General features: G+C 68.3%; 15 protein-coding genes. 9 read left to right on the plus strand and 6 right to left on the minus strand.

Annotated elements, in window-relative coordinates:
• Positions 1–50 precede the first annotated feature (50 nt).
• Positions 51–974 carry a tetratricopeptide repeat protein gene (locus STH_RS04805; protein WP_043713419.1) on the plus strand — a complete coding sequence of 308 codons (924 nt, stop codon included), beginning with the start codon at positions 51–53 and terminating at the stop codon, positions 972–974.
• 63 nt (positions 975–1,037) lie between these two features.
• On the opposite strand, the gene STH_RS04810 is transcribed toward STH_RS04805, so the two are convergent.
• Positions 1,038–1,919, minus strand: coding sequence for an NAD(P)-dependent oxidoreductase (locus STH_RS04810; protein WP_043713421.1), 882 nt, complete (start codon positions 1,917–1,919; stop codon positions 1,038–1,040).
• Between the two features lie 143 nt (positions 1,920–2,062).
• Here STH_RS04810 and STH_RS16945 point away from each other — a divergent pair, with 143 nt between their 5' ends.
• Genes STH_RS16945 through STH_RS04825 form a run of 3 tightly spaced genes read left to right on the plus strand, consistent with a single transcriptional unit; the run spans position 2,063 to position 4,003 of the window.
• The gene (locus STH_RS16945; RefSeq protein ID WP_050742119.1) at positions 2,063–2,647 is read left to right on the plus strand and encodes a hypothetical protein; all 585 of its coding nucleotides are present in this window, start codon (positions 2,063–2,065) and stop codon (positions 2,645–2,647) included.
• Entirely contained in the window at positions 2,644–3,177 is a 534-nt protein-coding gene (locus STH_RS04820; RefSeq protein ID WP_011195072.1) for a mismatch-specific DNA-glycosylase, read from the plus strand. The genes STH_RS16945 and STH_RS04820 overlap by 4 nt, the downstream gene beginning before the upstream one ends.
• Positions 3,161–4,003, plus strand: a complete 843-nt coding sequence (locus tag STH_RS04825; RefSeq protein ID WP_043713423.1) for a class I SAM-dependent methyltransferase — start codon at positions 3,161–3,163, stop codon at positions 4,001–4,003. The genes STH_RS04820 and STH_RS04825 overlap by 17 nt, the downstream gene beginning before the upstream one ends.
• 12 nt (positions 4,004–4,015) lie before the next feature.
• On the opposite strand, the gene STH_RS04830 is transcribed toward STH_RS04825, so the two are convergent.
• A complete protein-coding gene (locus STH_RS04830; RefSeq protein ID WP_011195074.1) occupies positions 4,016–4,786 on the minus strand; it encodes an aminoglycoside adenylyltransferase domain-containing protein in 771 nt (256 codons plus the stop codon).
• A gap of 167 nt (positions 4,787–4,953) precedes the next feature.
• Between STH_RS04830 and STH_RS04835 the strand changes: the two genes are divergently transcribed.
• Complete coding sequence (locus STH_RS04835; RefSeq protein ID WP_050742120.1) at positions 4,954–6,309, plus strand: aspartate aminotransferase family protein; 1,356 nt, start codon at positions 4,954–4,956, stop codon at positions 6,307–6,309.
• A 106-nt stretch (positions 6,310–6,415) separates the two neighbouring features.
• Here STH_RS04835 and STH_RS04840 read toward each other — a convergent pair whose 3' ends face one another.
• Positions 6,416–6,805, minus strand: a complete 390-nt coding sequence (locus STH_RS04840; protein ID WP_011195076.1) for a thiol-disulfide oxidoreductase DCC family protein — start codon at positions 6,803–6,805, stop codon at positions 6,416–6,418.
• Between the two features lie 875 nt (positions 6,806–7,680).
• On the opposite strand from STH_RS04840, the gene STH_RS04845 reads away from it, so the two are divergent.
• Positions 7,681–9,030, plus strand: a complete 1,350-nt coding sequence (locus tag STH_RS04845) for a TolB family protein (RefSeq protein WP_043713425.1) — start codon at positions 7,681–7,683, stop codon at positions 9,028–9,030.
• A 65-nt stretch (positions 9,031–9,095) separates the two neighbouring features.
• On the opposite strand, the gene STH_RS04850 is transcribed toward STH_RS04845, so the two are convergent.
• On the minus strand, positions 9,096–9,530 hold the full coding sequence (locus STH_RS04850; RefSeq protein WP_043713427.1) for an Hsp20/alpha crystallin family protein: 435 nt from the start codon (positions 9,528–9,530) through the stop codon (positions 9,096–9,098).
• Between the two features lie 184 nt (positions 9,531–9,714).
• Here STH_RS04850 and STH_RS04855 point away from each other — a divergent pair, with 184 nt between their 5' ends.
• Positions 9,715–10,071 (plus strand): hypothetical protein, encoded by a 357-nt coding sequence (locus STH_RS04855; RefSeq protein ID WP_043713430.1) that lies wholly within the window; start codon positions 9,715–9,717, stop codon positions 10,069–10,071.
• Positions 10,072–10,168: 97 nt separating this feature from the next.
• On the opposite strand, the gene STH_RS04860 is transcribed toward STH_RS04855, so the two are convergent.
• On the minus strand, positions 10,169–12,037 hold the full coding sequence (locus STH_RS04860; RefSeq protein WP_011195080.1) for a methyl-accepting chemotaxis protein: 1,869 nt from the start codon (positions 12,035–12,037) through the stop codon (positions 10,169–10,171).
• A 142-nt stretch (positions 12,038–12,179) separates the two neighbouring features.
• Positions 12,180–12,917, minus strand: a complete 738-nt coding sequence (gene sfsA, locus STH_RS04865; RefSeq protein ID WP_050742121.1) for a DNA/RNA nuclease SfsA — start codon at positions 12,915–12,917, stop codon at positions 12,180–12,182.
• 177 nt (positions 12,918–13,094) lie between these two features.
• Here sfsA and STH_RS04870 point away from each other — a divergent pair, with 177 nt between their 5' ends.
• Both STH_RS04870 and STH_RS04875 read left to right on the plus strand, forming a co-directional pair.
• Positions 13,095–15,023, plus strand: a complete 1,929-nt coding sequence (locus STH_RS04870; RefSeq protein ID WP_011195082.1) for a BglG family transcription antiterminator — start codon at positions 13,095–13,097, stop codon at positions 15,021–15,023.
• 196 nt (positions 15,024–15,219) lie between these two features.
• The gene (locus STH_RS04875; RefSeq protein WP_011195083.1) at positions 15,220–15,522 is read left to right on the plus strand and encodes a PTS sugar transporter subunit IIB; all 303 of its coding nucleotides are present in this window, start codon (positions 15,220–15,222) and stop codon (positions 15,520–15,522) included.
• Positions 15,523–15,528 lie beyond the last annotated feature (6 nt).

Raw genomic sequence — 15,528 nt, forward strand, 5'->3', positions numbered from 1 at the left:
CGGCGCCACCGCGCGGCGGCTGCCGGACGGGTCGGGAAGGAGGGGATCGCATGCGGCGATCGCGCGCCAGGATGCTCGGCCGGTACGCCTTCTTCCTGGAGCGGTTCCGGAGCCGGTACGATCTGGCGGAGGCCTACTACCGGCGGGCTCTGGCCAGGGACCCGGAGGATGCGCAGACCCGCCGGCACTACGCCATCTTCCTGGAGACCGTCCGCGGCCGGTACGACGAGGCCGATGCGCAGTATCGCGCCGCCCTGCGCCTCGCGCCCAACGATCCGGCCCTGCTTGGAGACTACGCCGACTTCCTGGAACACGCCGTGCAGGACCTGGACGGGGCCGAGCGCTACTACCGGCGCGCGCTGGAGGCGGACCCGCTGCACCCGGGAAACCTGACCAACTACGCGACCTTCCTGACGGAGGTGCGGGGGGAGCACGGGCGGGCGGAGGCGCTCTACCAGCGGGCCCTGGAGGTGGCGCCGCTGCACCGCAACGCCCTGTTCAAGTACGCGCTCTTCCTGACGGACGTCAAGGGCGCGTACGACGACGCCGCCGAGCTCTACCGGGTGGCGCTGGAGGCCTATCCGGGAAACGGCGCGATCATGGCCAACCTGGCCGGCGTGCTGCTGCTGGGCGGGCAGGCCGGCGAGGGGCGGCGGATGCTGTCCGCGTGCCTCCGGCACCCGGCCCTGCAGCGGCCCACCGCGGACGCCGCCGAGGTCCGGTTCTATCAGGTGGTTTACGGCGACCCGGAGGAGCGCCCGGCCGCGCTGCGCGCCCTGCGCCGCCTGCTGGAGGCGGGCGTCCGCTCGCCGGGATTCCAGCTGGGGCCGCACGTCGCGGCCGCCCGTGGGCAGGGCCACCCCTGGGCGCACTGGCTGGGGTCGCTGGCCGCCGTGCTGACCGGCGAGGCGGAACCCGCGGTCCTGAACCCGTGGGAGGATTGGGCGGAGGCCCGGCCCGATCCCGTTCACTGATCCGGAGCGCGGAGCACCCCCGGGCTCGGAACGCCCGGGGGTGCCGGTTCGCGTGCGCGGGGGTCAGGCCCGCACCTTCACGCCGGCCAACTCCTCCAGCGGCCGGATCAGCGCGGCCTGGTCCGAGCCGCCGTAGCCCAGCGCCCGGGCCTCGGCCAGGAGCTGCTGCGTGACGGCCCCGAGCACCATCCGCACGTTCTCGTCCTTCCCCAGTTCCACCGCGAGGGCGACGTCCTTGTGCAGGTGGTCGATGGAGAAGGCGGCGTCGAACTTGCCCGGGAAGACGAACTGGGGGATGTTGCGGGCGATCTGCGCCGAGTGGCCGGTCGCGTTGGAGATGATCTCGTAGAGCGCCTTGGGGTCGACACCGGCCTTGGTGCCCAGCACGAAGGCCTCGGCCATGGCCGCCGTGTGGATGCCCACCAGGAGGTTGTTGCAGAGCTTGGCCACGGAGCCCGCGCCCACCGGTCCCAGGTGGTGGATTGCCTTGCCCTCGACCTGAAGGTAGGGGAGCACCGCCTCGAAGGCCGCCCGGTCGCCGCCGCACATGATGGTGAGCGTCCCGGCCTCCGCGCCCCAGGGGCCGCCCGAGACCGGGGCGTCGATGAACTGGACGCCCTTCTCCGCGCACATCGCGGCGATGCGCTTGGCGTCCCGCACGCCGATGGTCGAGTGGTCGACGAAGATGTCGCCGGGCTGCGCGCCCTCCAGCGCCTGACGCAGGATGCTCTCGACCACGTCGGGCGTGGTGAGGCAGGTGAAGAGCACGCGGGCGTCCCGCGCCACCTCCGCGGGGCCCGCCGCCCGCCGGCCGCCTTCGGCCACGAGTTCATCGACGACCGCCTGGCTGCGGTTGTAGAGGGTGACGGTGTGTCCGGCCCTGATCAGGTTGCGCGCCATGTGCCGGCCCATGCGTCCGAGTCCGATGAATCCGAGGTTGGCCATCACGGCATCCTCCTCTGCCAGGATTGCAAGTCCATCCTACCATATCCGGGGCGATGCCGGGCGGCGGATCCGGCACGTTCCAGACATGCAGGGCGACGCAGGGCGCAGAATGTGGTACAGTGCAGGTGAACGGGGGGATATCTGTGGGCGTTGACCTGCGCCTGATCGCCGAGGCCCGCCGGCTCCTGGCCGACGAGACGCCGCTGCCCTTCGACTGCGGCACGCTCTGCGGCCACCGCTGCTGCACCGACTTCGGCCCCGACGAAGGCATCTACCTGATCCCCGGCGAGCTGCCGCTGTTCGACGGCACCGAGGACTTCACCCGATGGCAGTTCCACTCCACCCGCGAGTACGAGTTCGCCCCGTCGTGGGAGGAGCGGTTCGACGCGGTCCCGTTCCTGCAGTGCACGCGGCTGTGCGACCGGACCAAGCGCCCGTTCGAATGCCGCACCTATCCGCTGCTGCCGTACCTGCGCCCCGACGGGGAGTTGGAGATGCGCTACTCCTTCCTCGCCCGGGGGCTCTGCCCCCTTCCGGAGCGCTACCGGCTGGACGAGCTGGACCCGGCCTTCGTGGAGGCCGCCCGCCGGGCCTGGGCGTTGCTGATGGAGGACGAGGCCATGCGGGAGCATGTGGAGTGGCTGACGGCGCAGTTCGACGCGCTGGAGCTGCCGGGGCTGGACGAGGAGGGCCCCTGCGGCGCCCGGGGCGGGGGTGAGCCGTCGTGACCCGGGCCCTGCCGGACTACCTGGCCCCGGGGCTGCGCGTGGTCTTCGTCGGTTTCAACCCCGGGGAGACGTCGGCCCGGGAGGGGCACTACTATGCCTATCCGGGTAACCGGTTTTACTGGCTCCTCTGGCAGGCCGGGCTCACGGAGCGGCGCTACGCCCCGCACGAGGATGCCCGGCTCCTGGAGATCGGCTATGGGCTGACGGATCTGGTGGGCCGCTCCACCCGCTCCAGCGGCGACCTTTCGGCTGCGGAGCTGCGGTCCGGACGGGAGGAGCTGCTGGCCAAGCTGGCCCGGTACCGGCCGCGAGTGGCCTGTTACAACGGCAAGGGCATCTACGCGGCGCTGACCGGCCGCCGGCGGGTGGCGTACGGCCTGCAGCCGGAGTCGGTGATCCCCGGGGTGCTGGATTTTGTGGCGGCCTCTCCCAGCGGGCGGAGCCGGGAGCCCCTGGCGGAGAAGCTGCGGCTCTACCGGGAACTGCGCGCGCTGATCGCGGAGGGGGATGAGGGTGAGCGACTGGGGTGAGTACGTGCACGGCATTGCCGCACAGATGGCCCTCTACCGGGAATCCGCCCGGCGGCTGTGCGAGCTGGCCGGGCTGCGGCCGGGGATGGCCGTCGTCGACCTGGGGGCCGGCACGGGGCTTGCCGGCCTGGCGGCGCTGGAGCTGGTACCCGAAGGGCTGGAACTTGTGGTGGTCGAGCCGAACCCCTCGCTGCTGGCCGCCGCGCGCGCCCGGATCGGCGACCGGGCCGGGGCGTATCATACCGTCGACCCCGTCGCCGCCGCCGACCTGGTCCCCGGCAAGGTGGACCGGGTGATCTGCAACCTGGCCCTTCTCTCCTTCCGCGACCCCGAGGGCGTGCTCCGGGCGTGGCGGAACCGGATCAAGCCCACCGGGCGGTTCTGCTTTTCCCTGTCCGGCACCTACTTCAACGTCCTGCGGGACCAGGTGACGCCCCAGTACGTGTTCATCCAGGAGCTGCACCGGCAGGGGCTGCTGCCCCGGGGGCTCCCGAGCGTCGAACGGCTGCCCAACCAGCGGTCCGTGGAAGGGACGCTGAAAGGGGCCGGCTACAAGCCGGCCCGCTACGAGGTGCAGGAGATCCCGACCGCGCGTCCCGAGACGGAGCCGGGCGGCGAACTGTACAACCTGATGCGGATCCACCCCGCCCTGCCCGGCAAGGACCACCGGGATGCGGTGGAGCGGACGCTGGCGGCCCTGCCGGCCGCCGCTCCGGCCATCGCCTCCCGGGGCGCCCGGTGGCAGGTGGTGCACTTCGTCGCCCAGCCGGCCCTGACGCCGGAAGAGCTTCTGCTGGAGCGCTTCGGGGGAGGGCCTCCGGGTTAGCGGCCGGATCGGTCAGGAGGGCGGCTGCGCCGCGATTGCGTACCGCTCCCTCAGGAGCCGGTCCAGCTCGGCCGCGGAGCGGGCCATGCCTTCGTCCCAGCCCGCCGCCGGGCCCCCGCGGCGGACCGCCAGCGCCGCGTCGACCACCGGGTGCCATCGGGGCTCCAGGTGTCGGCGCGCCCATTCGGCGCCCTGCGCCTTGGTGGTCGGTTTTCCCGTCTCCAGGGCGCACAGGGAGCGGAGCAGGTCCAGCAGCTCGTCCGCCTGCTCCTCGGGCCGCTGCGCGGGCTTCGGCGCCTCCGCCAGCATCGCCCGGACGGCCGCCCTCACCTGGTCGGGGCTGACCGGCGGGAGCACTTCGGCCGGCGGGGGCCCGTAGAAGGCGATACCGTTCTCCCGCATGTTGCAGATGTTGTCGGCGGAGAGCATCACCTGGTCCACCTCCGGCACGAAGGCTCCCCGCTTGCACCGGGGCACCGGGACCGTCGTGCCCTCGGGGATGATGCACTCCCGCGGCGCGTAGTCCCCCTCCAGCCGGCCTGCGGAGGGGTGGGCCGTCAGGAACTCCCGGTGGAAGACCGCCAGGGCGTCCAGGTCCGCCGGGGAGAGGCGCCCGTCGGTGACCACCAGGAAGTCCAGGTCGCTGCTCCCGGCGCAGTAATCCCCGAGCGAGACCGACCCGCCCAGGTAGACGCCCACCAGCTTCTCGCCGAGCACCCGTCTGAGGCCTGAGGCGAAGCTCTGCATGAGTTCGGCGACATCAGGGGGCAGGGACATGTCCATGTACGTCCTCCTTGAATGTCGTAGTTGCCAGGCGGGGCTCATCCGAATTGGACGGAGAGGGTCCGGCCACCCGTTTCGACCGGCGGCCGGGGAGGCCCGCTGGCCTCGTCGCCGTGCGGCGGGTTATAATCGGTCCCGGTGCCGGGTTTCGTACAGGAGGAGATCATATGAACCTGAAAGAGCTGGACCTGCGCCACCTCATCCATAACGAGGTCCGCTTCCGGGAACTGGCCCGGAAGGGCACGACGGTCATCACCCGCGCCGAGGGGTCGACCATCTGGGACATCGACGGCCGGGCCTACCTGGACGCGCAGGCGGGCATGGTGCTGGTCAACGTCGGCTACGGCCGGCGCGAGCTGGGCGCCGTGGCCGCGGCCCAGATGGAGCGGCTGATGTACTACCACACCTACTTCCAGTACTCTAACGAGCCGGCGGTGCGGCTGGCCGCGAAGCTGGCATCCCTGGCGCCGGAGGGGCTGGGGAAGGTGTTCTTCACCCTGGGCGGGGCCGAATCGGTGGAGACCGCTGTGAAGATCGCCCGGCTGTACCAGCGGGCGCGGGGGCGGGCAGACGGCCACAAGATCATCTGCCTGGACCTGGGCTACCACGGCAACAGCCTCGGCGCCCTCTCCGCGACGGCCTTCGAGGCGCACCGGGCCTACTACGGGCCGCTGGTTCCGGGGTTCGTCCACATCCCCTCGCCGGACACCTTCGAGGGGCCTTTCCGGGCCGACGACCCGGAGGCGGGGCGCAAGTACGCCGCCCTGCTGGAGGAGCGGATCCTCGCCGAGGGGCCGGAGACGGTCGCGGCCTTCCTGGCCGAACCGATCCTGGGGGTGGGCGGCATCATCGTGCCGCCGGACGACTACCTGAAGCACGTCCGGCGGATCTGCGACAAGTACGGTGTGCTTCTCATCCTGGACGAGGTGATGACCGGCTTCGGCCGTGCGGGCACCATGTGGGCCTGCGGGCAGTTCGGCGTCGTGCCGGACCTGATGTGCACCGCGAAGGGGCTCACCAGCGGTTACCTGCCGCTGGGGGCGGTCCTGGTGGGCGACCACGTCATTGAGGCGATCGCCGAGGCCGACTTCCCCTTCGAGCACGGGTTCACCTATGCCGGCCATCCGGTCTCCTGCGCCGTGGCGATGGAGAACATCGCCATCCTCGAGCGGGAGGGGCTGGCCGAGCGGGCCGCCCGCATGGGCGAACGGCTGAAGGAGGCGCTCCTCGCCCGGGACAACCCCTACATCGCCGAGGTGCGCGGCCGGGGCCTCATGGTGGCCGCGGAGCTGGTGCGCGACCGGGAGACCCGGGAGCGGTTCCCGGAGGGGAACCGGGCCTTCCGGTTTGACGTCGAGGCCGGGTGCCTCCGGGAGGGCGTCATCACCGGTATCGCCCCGTACCGGGACACGCTGATGATCACTCCGCCGCTGGTGATCACGGAGGCGGAGATCGACCGGCTGGTGGACGTCTACGACCGCGTGATCCGGCAGGAGGGCGACCGGCGCAGGAAGCAGGGGTAGGGCGACCGAGTCGTGCGCGAGTCGTGCGTCCGCTGCGATGACAAGACCAACCGACCCTCTGTCTGGAAGGGTCGGTTGGTCTGCTTGAGCGACCTTTCCTTACCGATCACCCCTGGCCCGGCAGCGGGCAGCCGGTCTCGTCGCACTGTCCGACCGGCACGATCGCCCGCCGACGGGCGATGAAGTCGTAGAGGGGCTGCCCCAGCCCGGTGACCCCGGCCAGGGCCAGCAACGGCCAGAGCGGCCAGAGGAGGGGGAGGCGCGCGGCGATCGCGGCGACCGCCCAGATGCCCTCCGCCCAGCGTCCCGTGCGGGGGGTGTGGACGTGCAGCCGGGCTGCGAGCCGCTCCGGCGCCACACCGGCTCGCTCGGCCACGCCCGGGTCCCGGATGGAGACGAACTCCAGCCGCCCCAGCCAGTCCAGCCGGGCCAGCCGCTGCCGGGCCGCTGTGCAGAGCGGGCACCATCCGTCGTAGAACACCGTGATCGGCTGCACCCGACATCACCCCTTCGACTGATATCCCTTCTGCCATTGTACAACGCGCCGGCCGGGGCGGGCCAGTCGCGTGGGGCCGCGCTGTCGTCCAAGTGAGACGGATTGGCACTTCGTCCACAGGCGACGTGAAAATCTGTCGCAATTGGTGTCCTGGGACCGACTCCTTCACCTATCAACGGTTCGGCGTGGGTCAGAGGCGCAGCCCAAGTGAGACAGATTTTCACTTGGTCCGTATGCGAAGTGGAAACTTGTCGCAGTTCCCGTTCCCGAAACCGACTCCTTTACCTATCAACTGTTTGGCGTGGGGCAGAGGCGCAGCCCAAGTGAGACAGATTTTCACTTGGTCCGTATGCGAAGTGGAAATTTGTCGCAGTTCCCGTTCCCGAAACCGACTCCTTTACCTATCAACTGTTTGGCGTGGGGCAGGGGCGCAACCCAAGTGAGACAGATTTGCACTTCGTCCGCAGGCGAAGTGAAAATCCGTCGCAGTTCCCGTTCCCGAAACCGACTCCTTCACCTATCAACTGTTTGGCGTGGGGCAGAGGCGCAGCCCAAGTGAGACAGATTTGCACTTCGTCCGTAGGTGAAGTGAAAATCCGTCGCAGTTCCCATTCCCGAAACCGACTCCTTCACCTATCAACTGTTTGGCGTGGGGCAGGGGCGCAACCCAAGTGAGACAGATTTGCACTTCGTCCGCAGGCGAAGTGCAAATTCGTCGCAGCTCGTGCCCTGGGACCGACTCCTTACTCCTCAACGACCCAGGCTGGGGCTGGGGTGCCAGACCACAACGATCTGCCGCGGGGTGAAAGGAATCTGCACCAGCGGAACTCGCCCGCTGCGCCGAATCGTCCAACCTTTCAGAAGGGGTGATCGCGATGCGGCGGTGGTTGGCGGGTTGCCTGGTTGGCTTCATGACCGTCATGGCCGGATGCGCGCCGAGGGAGGGCGGCGCGCCCCGGCCGACGGGTCAGGAACCGCCGGCCGTTGCGGGTCAGGAACCGCAGGCGGCTCAGGGCCCGGCCAGGGCGGAGGTTCCGGGCGGTCCGGGGGCGCCGGTGCGGGAGGAGATCCCCGGCGGCTTCCGGCTGGGCCCGTTCGACGAGTCAGGGAGCGCGTGGTGGTTGAGCCCGGACGCGGTCTGGGTTTACGCCAAGGTCGGGGGCGCGGCGCGCTACGGGGCGGTGTCGCTCGCGGGAGGCGGCCTGGAGCCCGGTCCGGGCCACGATCCGGAAGATCTGCCGTACTGGGACCGCTGGCACCTGCTGCTGAGTCCTGACGCCGGGCGCGCCGTGGTGTACTCCTTCCACGGTTTCGACCGCACCTTCGTCGACCGGGAGACCGGGGCCGTATCGGAGCCGCAGGCGCCGAACTTCGGCGGCAGTCATATGTTCGATTCCTGGTCCCCGGACGGCAGCCGCTTCCTGGTCCAGTCCGTCCGCACCGACCCGGTGCCGGGGTTCTATTTCCTGGACCGGGACGGCAACCCGGCAGGTACCTTCGCCGAGCCCGGCTACTACAGCCACCGGGGCGTCTGGTCGCCGGACGGGAAGCGCCTGGCGTTCCTTTCGGTGCCGGCGGACCTCTTCTACCCGCGCATCCCGGAGGAGTGGGAGGAGCCGCCCTACGGGGAGCGGGTGGGAGTGCTGGACCCGGAGACCGGCCGGGTGACCTACTTCGCCATAGACGGGCTCACGTTCTACGCGCACCCGGTGTGGTCGCCGGACGGTGAGCGGCTGGCGGTCGTCTGCGGCGAGCGGACCACCGTCCGGCTGGACGGTCCGTGGGAGGGGTATGAGACGACCCGGCTCCGCGGGCCCCGGCCCTGCCTGATCGACCCGGAGGCGGGCACGATTGCGCCCATGGGCGACCCCGCGGAGGGGGACGTGACCATCGTGATTCTGGGCCTCGCGGATGAGGCGGCGCTGGTGGCCTGGGCGCGGCCGTCGGACGGCGCGGGCTACGGCTGGGTCCCCCTGGGCGGCGGTGCTCTGGTGGATCTGGGCGGGACGTGGTCGGTGGAGGGCGCACAGTTGGTGGCCGGTGGACGGGCCGCCCTGACGGGGCAGTTGCTGCCCAACAAGCTGGTTCTGTTCAACCAGCGGGGCGAGGTGGAGCGCATCCTGGCTGAGGGTGCCATCCAGGGGCTGACCGCGAGCCCCGACGGCCGGCACGTGGCCTTCTTCGACGGCGGGTACCTGACGGTGCTGCGGGTGCCGGAGGAATAGAAATCGGCCCGCCCCCGCGGAGGGGGCGGGCCGGTGCGGTCCGGGATCCGGGATCTGCAGGCGGGTCACGCCAGGTCGATGGGGATCTGCCGGCCGCCCTGGCCCTGGGTCCGCGGCAGCCGGATCTCCAGCACCCCGTGGTGGTAGCGGGCGGTGATCTTGTCGGCGTCGACGCTGGGCGGCAGCGTGAAGGACCGCTGGTAGGTGGCCACGCCCTGCGCACCGCCTTCCTCACCGCCCATCGGGATGGCGCGGTGAACGGCGCGGATGGTGAGCATGTTGCCGTCGACGGTTACGGACAGGTCCTCGGGGCTGATGCCCGGCACCTCAATCCGGATCACGGCGTCCTGGTCGCCCTGCTGTACGTCCATCTGGTCCAGCGAGGGAAGAGAGGGTACGGCAGGCCAGAAGCTACCCAGGACGTGCTGCCACTGGGAAAGCATCCGGTCGAACAGGTCGAACGGGTTCCACTGACGCATCGGGTAGTACATCATGGCCATACCCCTTTCTCTTGTGTAGTTGGGGCCCGGGGTGGGAGTCCTTCCCTCCGGTGCCAGCACCATTCTAGCACCAAAGATCAAAGAAAGTCAAGGTCAATCCGCGCGGAAGACGAATGGCCGGTCTTGCCCTTGGCAAAGGCACCGAGCCCGAAGGGCATACACTGCACCAGGAGGTGAGCCGGGCATGGCGAGGGCCAGGGAAAGGGCGAACGCACATCAGCCCATGGTGACCCACGGCGACGTGATCGTGGTGAGATCGTGGGACGGAGTCAGCAGGCCGGCCGGCGGCGGGGCGGTTTCGGACGAAGGCGCCCGGGCCTTGGAGACCCTGCGCGTGGGCCCTTCGGATCGGGGCGGTGCGCCCGACAGGGAAGCCACCGGTTCGGAGACCGTCCCGGCCGCTTCTGCCGACGGCGCGGGCGAAGGGGGAGCCCCTGCCGGGGAGGCGGTGAGCGGCGGGGACCCACAATCCATACCCGACGCCGACCCGCCGGTGCCGCAGTACGAGTTCGGCACCTGGCGGCTGGTCCGATACGGCTGACGACATCGGGCTGAGGTACCGTGAGGGGAGTGCCGGTGCGGCAAGGCAGAAGGCGGGAACGGCAGCGTACGCCGTTCCCGCCTTTTGCACAGTCCGGTTAGATCCTGAACCGCCCCACCTGCTCCCGCATCTCTTCCGCGGTCTCCGCCAGCCGCTGCGCAGCCTCCGCGACCCGCTCGGCGGATTCGTTCATCGCCTCCACCGAGGAGGCCACCTCCTGGGCGACGGCGGCATTCTCCTGGGATACCTGGGCGATGCGGTCCACCGCGGCGGTCACCTGCGCCGCCCCCGCAATCAGCTCCCCGGTCGCCTCGTTGTTGGCCCGGACCGTCTCGGATACGACCTGGAAGGTGGCCATCACCTCGCCGGCCATCGCCTTGCTCTTCTCCACGTCCACGGCCACGTCGTCCATGTCCGCCGCGGCCTTGTGCACGGCGTCCAGGATCACCGCCAGGGAGTTGCCGGCCTCGCCTGCCAGCTTGGTTCCGGCGGCAAGCCGCTGTGTCCCCGCTTCCATGGCGGCGACGGCCTCCGCCGTGCCCTCCTGGATGTTCCGGATGAGCGTCGTGATCTCCTCGGCCGAAGTGGACGACCGCTCCGCCAGCTTCCGCACCTCGTCGGCCACCACCGCGAACCCTCGGCCGTGATCCCCGGCCCGGGCCGCCTCGATGGCCGCGTTCAGGGCCAGCAGGTTGGTCTGGTCGGCGATCTCCATGATGGTCTCACTGATCGTGCCGATCTGGCCCAGGAGCCGCTCCAGCTCCCGCATGCGCCCTGCTGCGTGGGCCACCACCTCGTCGGTGGCCACCATTTCGTCCAGCGTCCGCTCGATGACGTCCGCGCCGGACCGCGCCTGCTCCATCGCCTGAGCCGCCCGCTCTGCGGTACTCCATACCCGCTGGGCCATCTGGTCCAGGCTTTCGGTCATGTGTTTCAGCAGTTCCGTGGCCTGTCGGATGTCCTCCGCCGACCGGGCGGCACCTTCGGCGATGGAGCCGATGATCTCCTGCAGCCGCCCGACCGTGATGTTGACCTCGGAGGTCTCGTGGGCCTGCTGCGACGCCCCCGACGCCACGTGGCCGATGGCCTCGGCGGTCGATGCGGCCGCCTCCGCCGACGACCGGGCGAACCCGGTCAGCTCGACCGAGGCCGCTCTCACCGCCTCGGCGCTGCGGCTGACCCGCTGCAGCACGTCGTGCAGGTTCCGGGCCATCTCGTTGAACGCCCGGATGGTGTTGCCGACCTCATCCTGCGAGGTGACGGTCACCTCCTGAGCGGACAGGTTGCCGGCCGCGATCGCCGCCGCGGCTTCCGACAGGTTCCGGATCGGCCGGAGCAGCCGGCGGGACATGACCAGGGCCACCGCCAGGCCGAGGACCACGGCGGCGAACGAGGCGGCGATCACGCCCACGTCCAGGACGCCCGCCAGGTTCCGGCTGCCGGTGAGATCGGCCGAAGTCCCCGACGTCAGCGACTCCACCAGGCTGTCCACGGCCGCGGTCATCTCCCGGAGGGTCGGGACGGCCTCCGTCTGCATGAGGAGGATGGCCTGGGACTGGCGCTGGCTGCGCAGGTGGTTCCGAATCCTGTCCACGGCGTCGGTGTAGGCGCCGTGCTTCTCCTGGATGTCCAGCAACTGCTGACGGACCGTTTCGTCCTCGGCGATCTCCAGCAGCTGTTGCAACGTCTCCGGCACCCGTGTACCGGCGGCCTGGTAGTCGGCGATGTCACGGGAGTCGGCGTACAGCACGTAGTTGGCGATGCCGGTGGCCTCACGCAGCAGGTCGGCCTGGAGCTTCTGGGCCCCGATGGCCAGCGCGTAGCTCCGGTCGATGCCTTCGAGTTCCCGCAGCAGCGTCTGGGTCGCGAGCCGGCTGACGAAGCCCACGGCGATCAGGAGCGCGATGAGAACCAGGGGAGAGGCGAGCAGTTTCCACGCGATTCCGGATCGGACCTGCCTGCGCATTGGGGCTACCTCCAGATACCGAGATGCCAAGATGATGCTTTTCTCCCATTATGCCACGAGACGTTAATAGTTTGAGTACGTAATGTTGGTCGTGCTTTCCTTTAGCCTTGCGAGGACAGATCTCCTGCCGGCCACCCGGTCCTCACCGCGCCAGCCGTACGGGAAGCTCCCCGCCCAGGACGGCGCCCTCCGGGGTCACGTGCGTGACGAAGGCCCGGATCTCCACCCCGGCCCGAGCCACTTTGCGCAGGGTTTCACCGAAGAACGGATCGATCTCGTCCCACGGGCCGAAGGCCTGGGCGTCGTCCCGCTGCGTGATGAAGCAGACGGCCGCCCTGTACCCTTCCCGCACGGCCCCGGCCAGTTCGTCCAGGTGGCGGGCGCCGCGGGCCGTCGGCGCGTCCGGGAACCGCGCCACGCGGGCGCCGTCCGCGTCCGGCAGCACGGAGGTGACGGACTTCACCTCCACCAGGCACGGGGGCAGGTCCGGCGCGGTCAGCAGGAAATCGATGCGGCTGCCGCCGTACCGGTACTCGGGACGTACCTCGGTGTACCCGGCGAAGGGAGCGCAGCTCCCCGCGACCACCGCCTGGTGGAAGAGCTTCCCGGGCAAGGATGTATCCACCGAGACCCAGGTGGACCCGGTACGGACCATGAGCAGCCTGCCGGCGGTCTTCCGGCCCCCGAACGGCCGGGTTGGCTGCGCAGACGCGTCGCCTTGCAGCGTCACGATCACCGGCGCACCGGGCACCAGAAGCTCCTTCATACGGCCCGATGAGGCCACGTGCACCGGCACCTCCCGGCCGTCCTCCAGGCGGACCCGGGCGACGAAGCGGTTGGGGCGTTCGAGAAAGGTGGCCCGCAGACGAAGTTCAGCCAACGGTTCTGCTCCTTTCACCACGTGCGGAGTCCAACCCCTGTGGACCGCCTTTCCTTGACCGTTCGGGGTGGCTCGCCTATGCTAAAGATTACAGGCTTTTCGTGTCTGCAAGTAATCAGAGGTCTGCCGCTCTCAGAGACAGATTCGCAACCACAGAAGCAGTCGGGGGTTGGCGCGATGGGCAACAAAAGCGATCTGATCGGCATCCTGCGGAGGCAGGAAGACTGGGTCCCGGCTTCGACTCTGGCCAGAATGCTCCAGGTATCGACCCGCACCATTCGCAACTACGTCGTGGCGATCAACGGGGGGCGTGACGAACCACTCATCCTGTCGAGCTACAAGGGATACCGGTACAACCGGTCAGCCGCTGTCATCCCAGAGCCCCACAGGAGCCGTGACGACCTGAAGCCCGAAGATCGCGTCAGCCTGATCGCCAGGCGCCTGGTCTCCTCGCGGGGGAGCGTGAACTTCTACGACCTGGCTGAAGAGCTGTGCGTCAGCGATGCTACGCTGGAGCGCGACCTGACCAAGGTGCGCGAAGCCCTCCGGCCGTTCGCCCTGAAGGTCTTCCGGGAGTCGGACCAGATCCTGATCGCGGGGATGGAGAGGCAGAAGCGGAAGTACATCAGCCACCTGCTTTCCAGCGATCAGCAGAGCGTCCTGTCGGTGGCGTTGGACGAGTTTTTCGAGGGCACCGTCGACCGGTACACGGAGTTTGAGCGGTACGCCCGCGGACTGCTGAAGCGGTTTGGCATCTACGCCGACGACTACGGGTTCCGGAACATCGTCATCCATCTGGTCGTGACGCTGGAGCGCGTCGCCAACGGAGAGAGCATTACCGAAAATGTTCCGCTGAGTACCCTCCGCGACCGCAAGGAGTACGAGGTCGCCCTCTGCATCGGGGAGTACGTCCGGGAGAACTACGGCGTCGTGCTCACCGACGCCGAACTGTACTATGTCGCCCTTACCATTTCCACCAACAGCAATCTGCTGAAGTACAAGCTAATTACACCCACCAATATTCGCGAGTACATCGAGGAGAAGTACATCCTGCTCGCCAAGATGGCCCTGCGGCGCTTGGAGGACACCTTCTACCTGGAGCCGTTCGACGATGATTTTGTCATCCAGTTTACCATACACATCCGCAACCTGATCCAAAGGGCATTGACCGGCTCTCACGTCAAGAATCCCCTCGTCGGGAAGTTCAAGACGACATACCCCTTGATCTATGACATGGCTGTGCTCGTCGCCAATCAGCTCCGGGAGATCGAGGGGATCCACGTCCCCGACGACGAGATTGTCTTCATCGCGTTCCACATCGGGGCCTATCTGGAGCAGAACAAGGCCGACCGCGGGCGGATCAACACCCTGTTTGTCTACGCCGACTACCACAACATGCACGAACCGGTGCTGACCAAGATCCAACAGGCTCTTGACCAGGACCTGAACATCGTCGCGGCCGTGCCGGTGCGGGAGTTTGCCTTCGCACCCTACGATTGCCAGTTGATCATCTCCACCGTGCCCGAGACCGTGGTCGAAGGGTTGCCCGTGGTATACGTCAACGTCTTTCCCACCGAAGCCGACCTGAAGGTCATCCGCAGGAAGATTGAGGAGATCCGGCTGGACATGCGGGCGGCCTCCGTCCGGGACCATATCCAGCGCTTTGCCGTGCCGGCCCTGTTCAGGCGGAACGTCTATGCTGAGGACGAGTTCGCAATGATCCGCATACTGACGCAGGAGTGCGCCCACCTGGGATTGTGTCCGCCTTCCTTCGAGCAAGAGGTGTTGGATCGTGAGGCGATGTCGTCCACCGCTTTTCCGAACCAGGTTGCGATCCCGCACTCCCTGCAGCACAGCGCAACCCGTTCCTTCTTGTCGATCGTTGTCAACGAGCGGCCGATGCGGTGGGGGAACTTCGACGTACGGATCATCATCTTGATCGGCGTGTGCAAGGACGATCGCAACACGTTTCAGGAGTTCTTCAGTGACCTCGTCTCGGTTCTCTGCAACGAGATCGCAACCCGTCAGCTGATTCAGTGCGACAGCTACGAGGCCTTCCTCCAGACCCTGACGCGGTTTCTGTTGGATCAGCAGTTTATCTCGTGACCCCACGACAAGCGAGATGCCTACCCAGATCTGGGTAGGCTCTTTTGCTTGGGAACGTACACGCTTTTCCGCAGGCTAGGAAGTTCGTTGATTTGAAGGTTCAAACACAGCGCCAGAACACTGAGCCTGGGACCACGGCCCGGACTCCGTCATGACGGACCACCGACGGCGGGCTGAGAAAGGGGAGTTGCACGCGGTGTTCATCCTGTTGGCCTGCGGGATGGGTGCATCCAGTGGCTTTCTTGCACAGAGCATGCGAAAGGCGGCGAAAAGCCGGGGAATCGAGGCGACCATCAAGGCCGTCAGCGACACGCAGATTGATGATTATCTGAATGACATTGATGTCCTCCTCATCGGTCCTCACTTGAAGCATCGTTTCCGTGACATCGAGAGCAAGGCGGCCCCGTACCAGGTGAAGGTCGTCCTGGTTGATGAGCGCAGCTACGCGATGTTGGACGGAGAATCCGTTCTGAACCAGATCCTGGGCAGCAGCACCTAGAGGAGG

It is taken from the genome of Symbiobacterium thermophilum IAM 14863, assembly GCF_000009905.1.
Classification (GTDB): domain Bacteria; phylum Bacillota; class Sulfobacillia; order Symbiobacteriales; family Symbiobacteriaceae; genus Symbiobacterium; species Symbiobacterium thermophilum.

What these genes read in the sequence shown, in the direction of transcription:
- STH_RS04860 (WP_011195080.1), bottom strand. Translation starts at nt 12,037, where the DNA reads ATGCGCAGGCAGGTCCGATCCGGAATCGCGTGGAAACTGCTCGCCTCT.
- STH_RS04870 (WP_011195082.1), top strand. Translation starts at nt 13,095, where the DNA reads ATGGGCAACAAAAGCGATCTGATCGGCATCCTGCGGAGGCAGGAAGAC.
- STH_RS04805 (WP_043713419.1), top strand. Translation starts at nt 51, where the DNA reads ATGCGGCGATCGCGCGCCAGGATGCTCGGCCGGTACGCCTTCTTCCTG.
- STH_RS04855 (WP_043713430.1), top strand. Translation starts at nt 9,715, where the DNA reads ATGGCGAGGGCCAGGGAAAGGGCGAACGCACATCAGCCCATGGTGACC.
- STH_RS04850 (WP_043713427.1), bottom strand. Translation starts at nt 9,530, where the DNA reads ATGGCCATGATGTACTACCCGATGCGTCAGTGGAACCCGTTCGACCTG.
- STH_RS04835 (WP_050742120.1), top strand. Translation starts at nt 4,954, where the DNA reads ATGAACCTGAAAGAGCTGGACCTGCGCCACCTCATCCATAACGAGGTC.
- STH_RS04845 (WP_043713425.1), top strand. Translation starts at nt 7,681, where the DNA reads ATGCGGCGGTGGTTGGCGGGTTGCCTGGTTGGCTTCATGACCGTCATG.
- STH_RS04830 (WP_011195074.1), bottom strand. Translation starts at nt 4,786, where the DNA reads ATGGACATGTCCCTGCCCCCTGATGTCGCCGAACTCATGCAGAGCTTC.
- STH_RS04810 (WP_043713421.1), bottom strand. Translation starts at nt 1,919, where the DNA reads ATGGCCAACCTCGGATTCATCGGACTCGGACGCATGGGCCGGCACATG.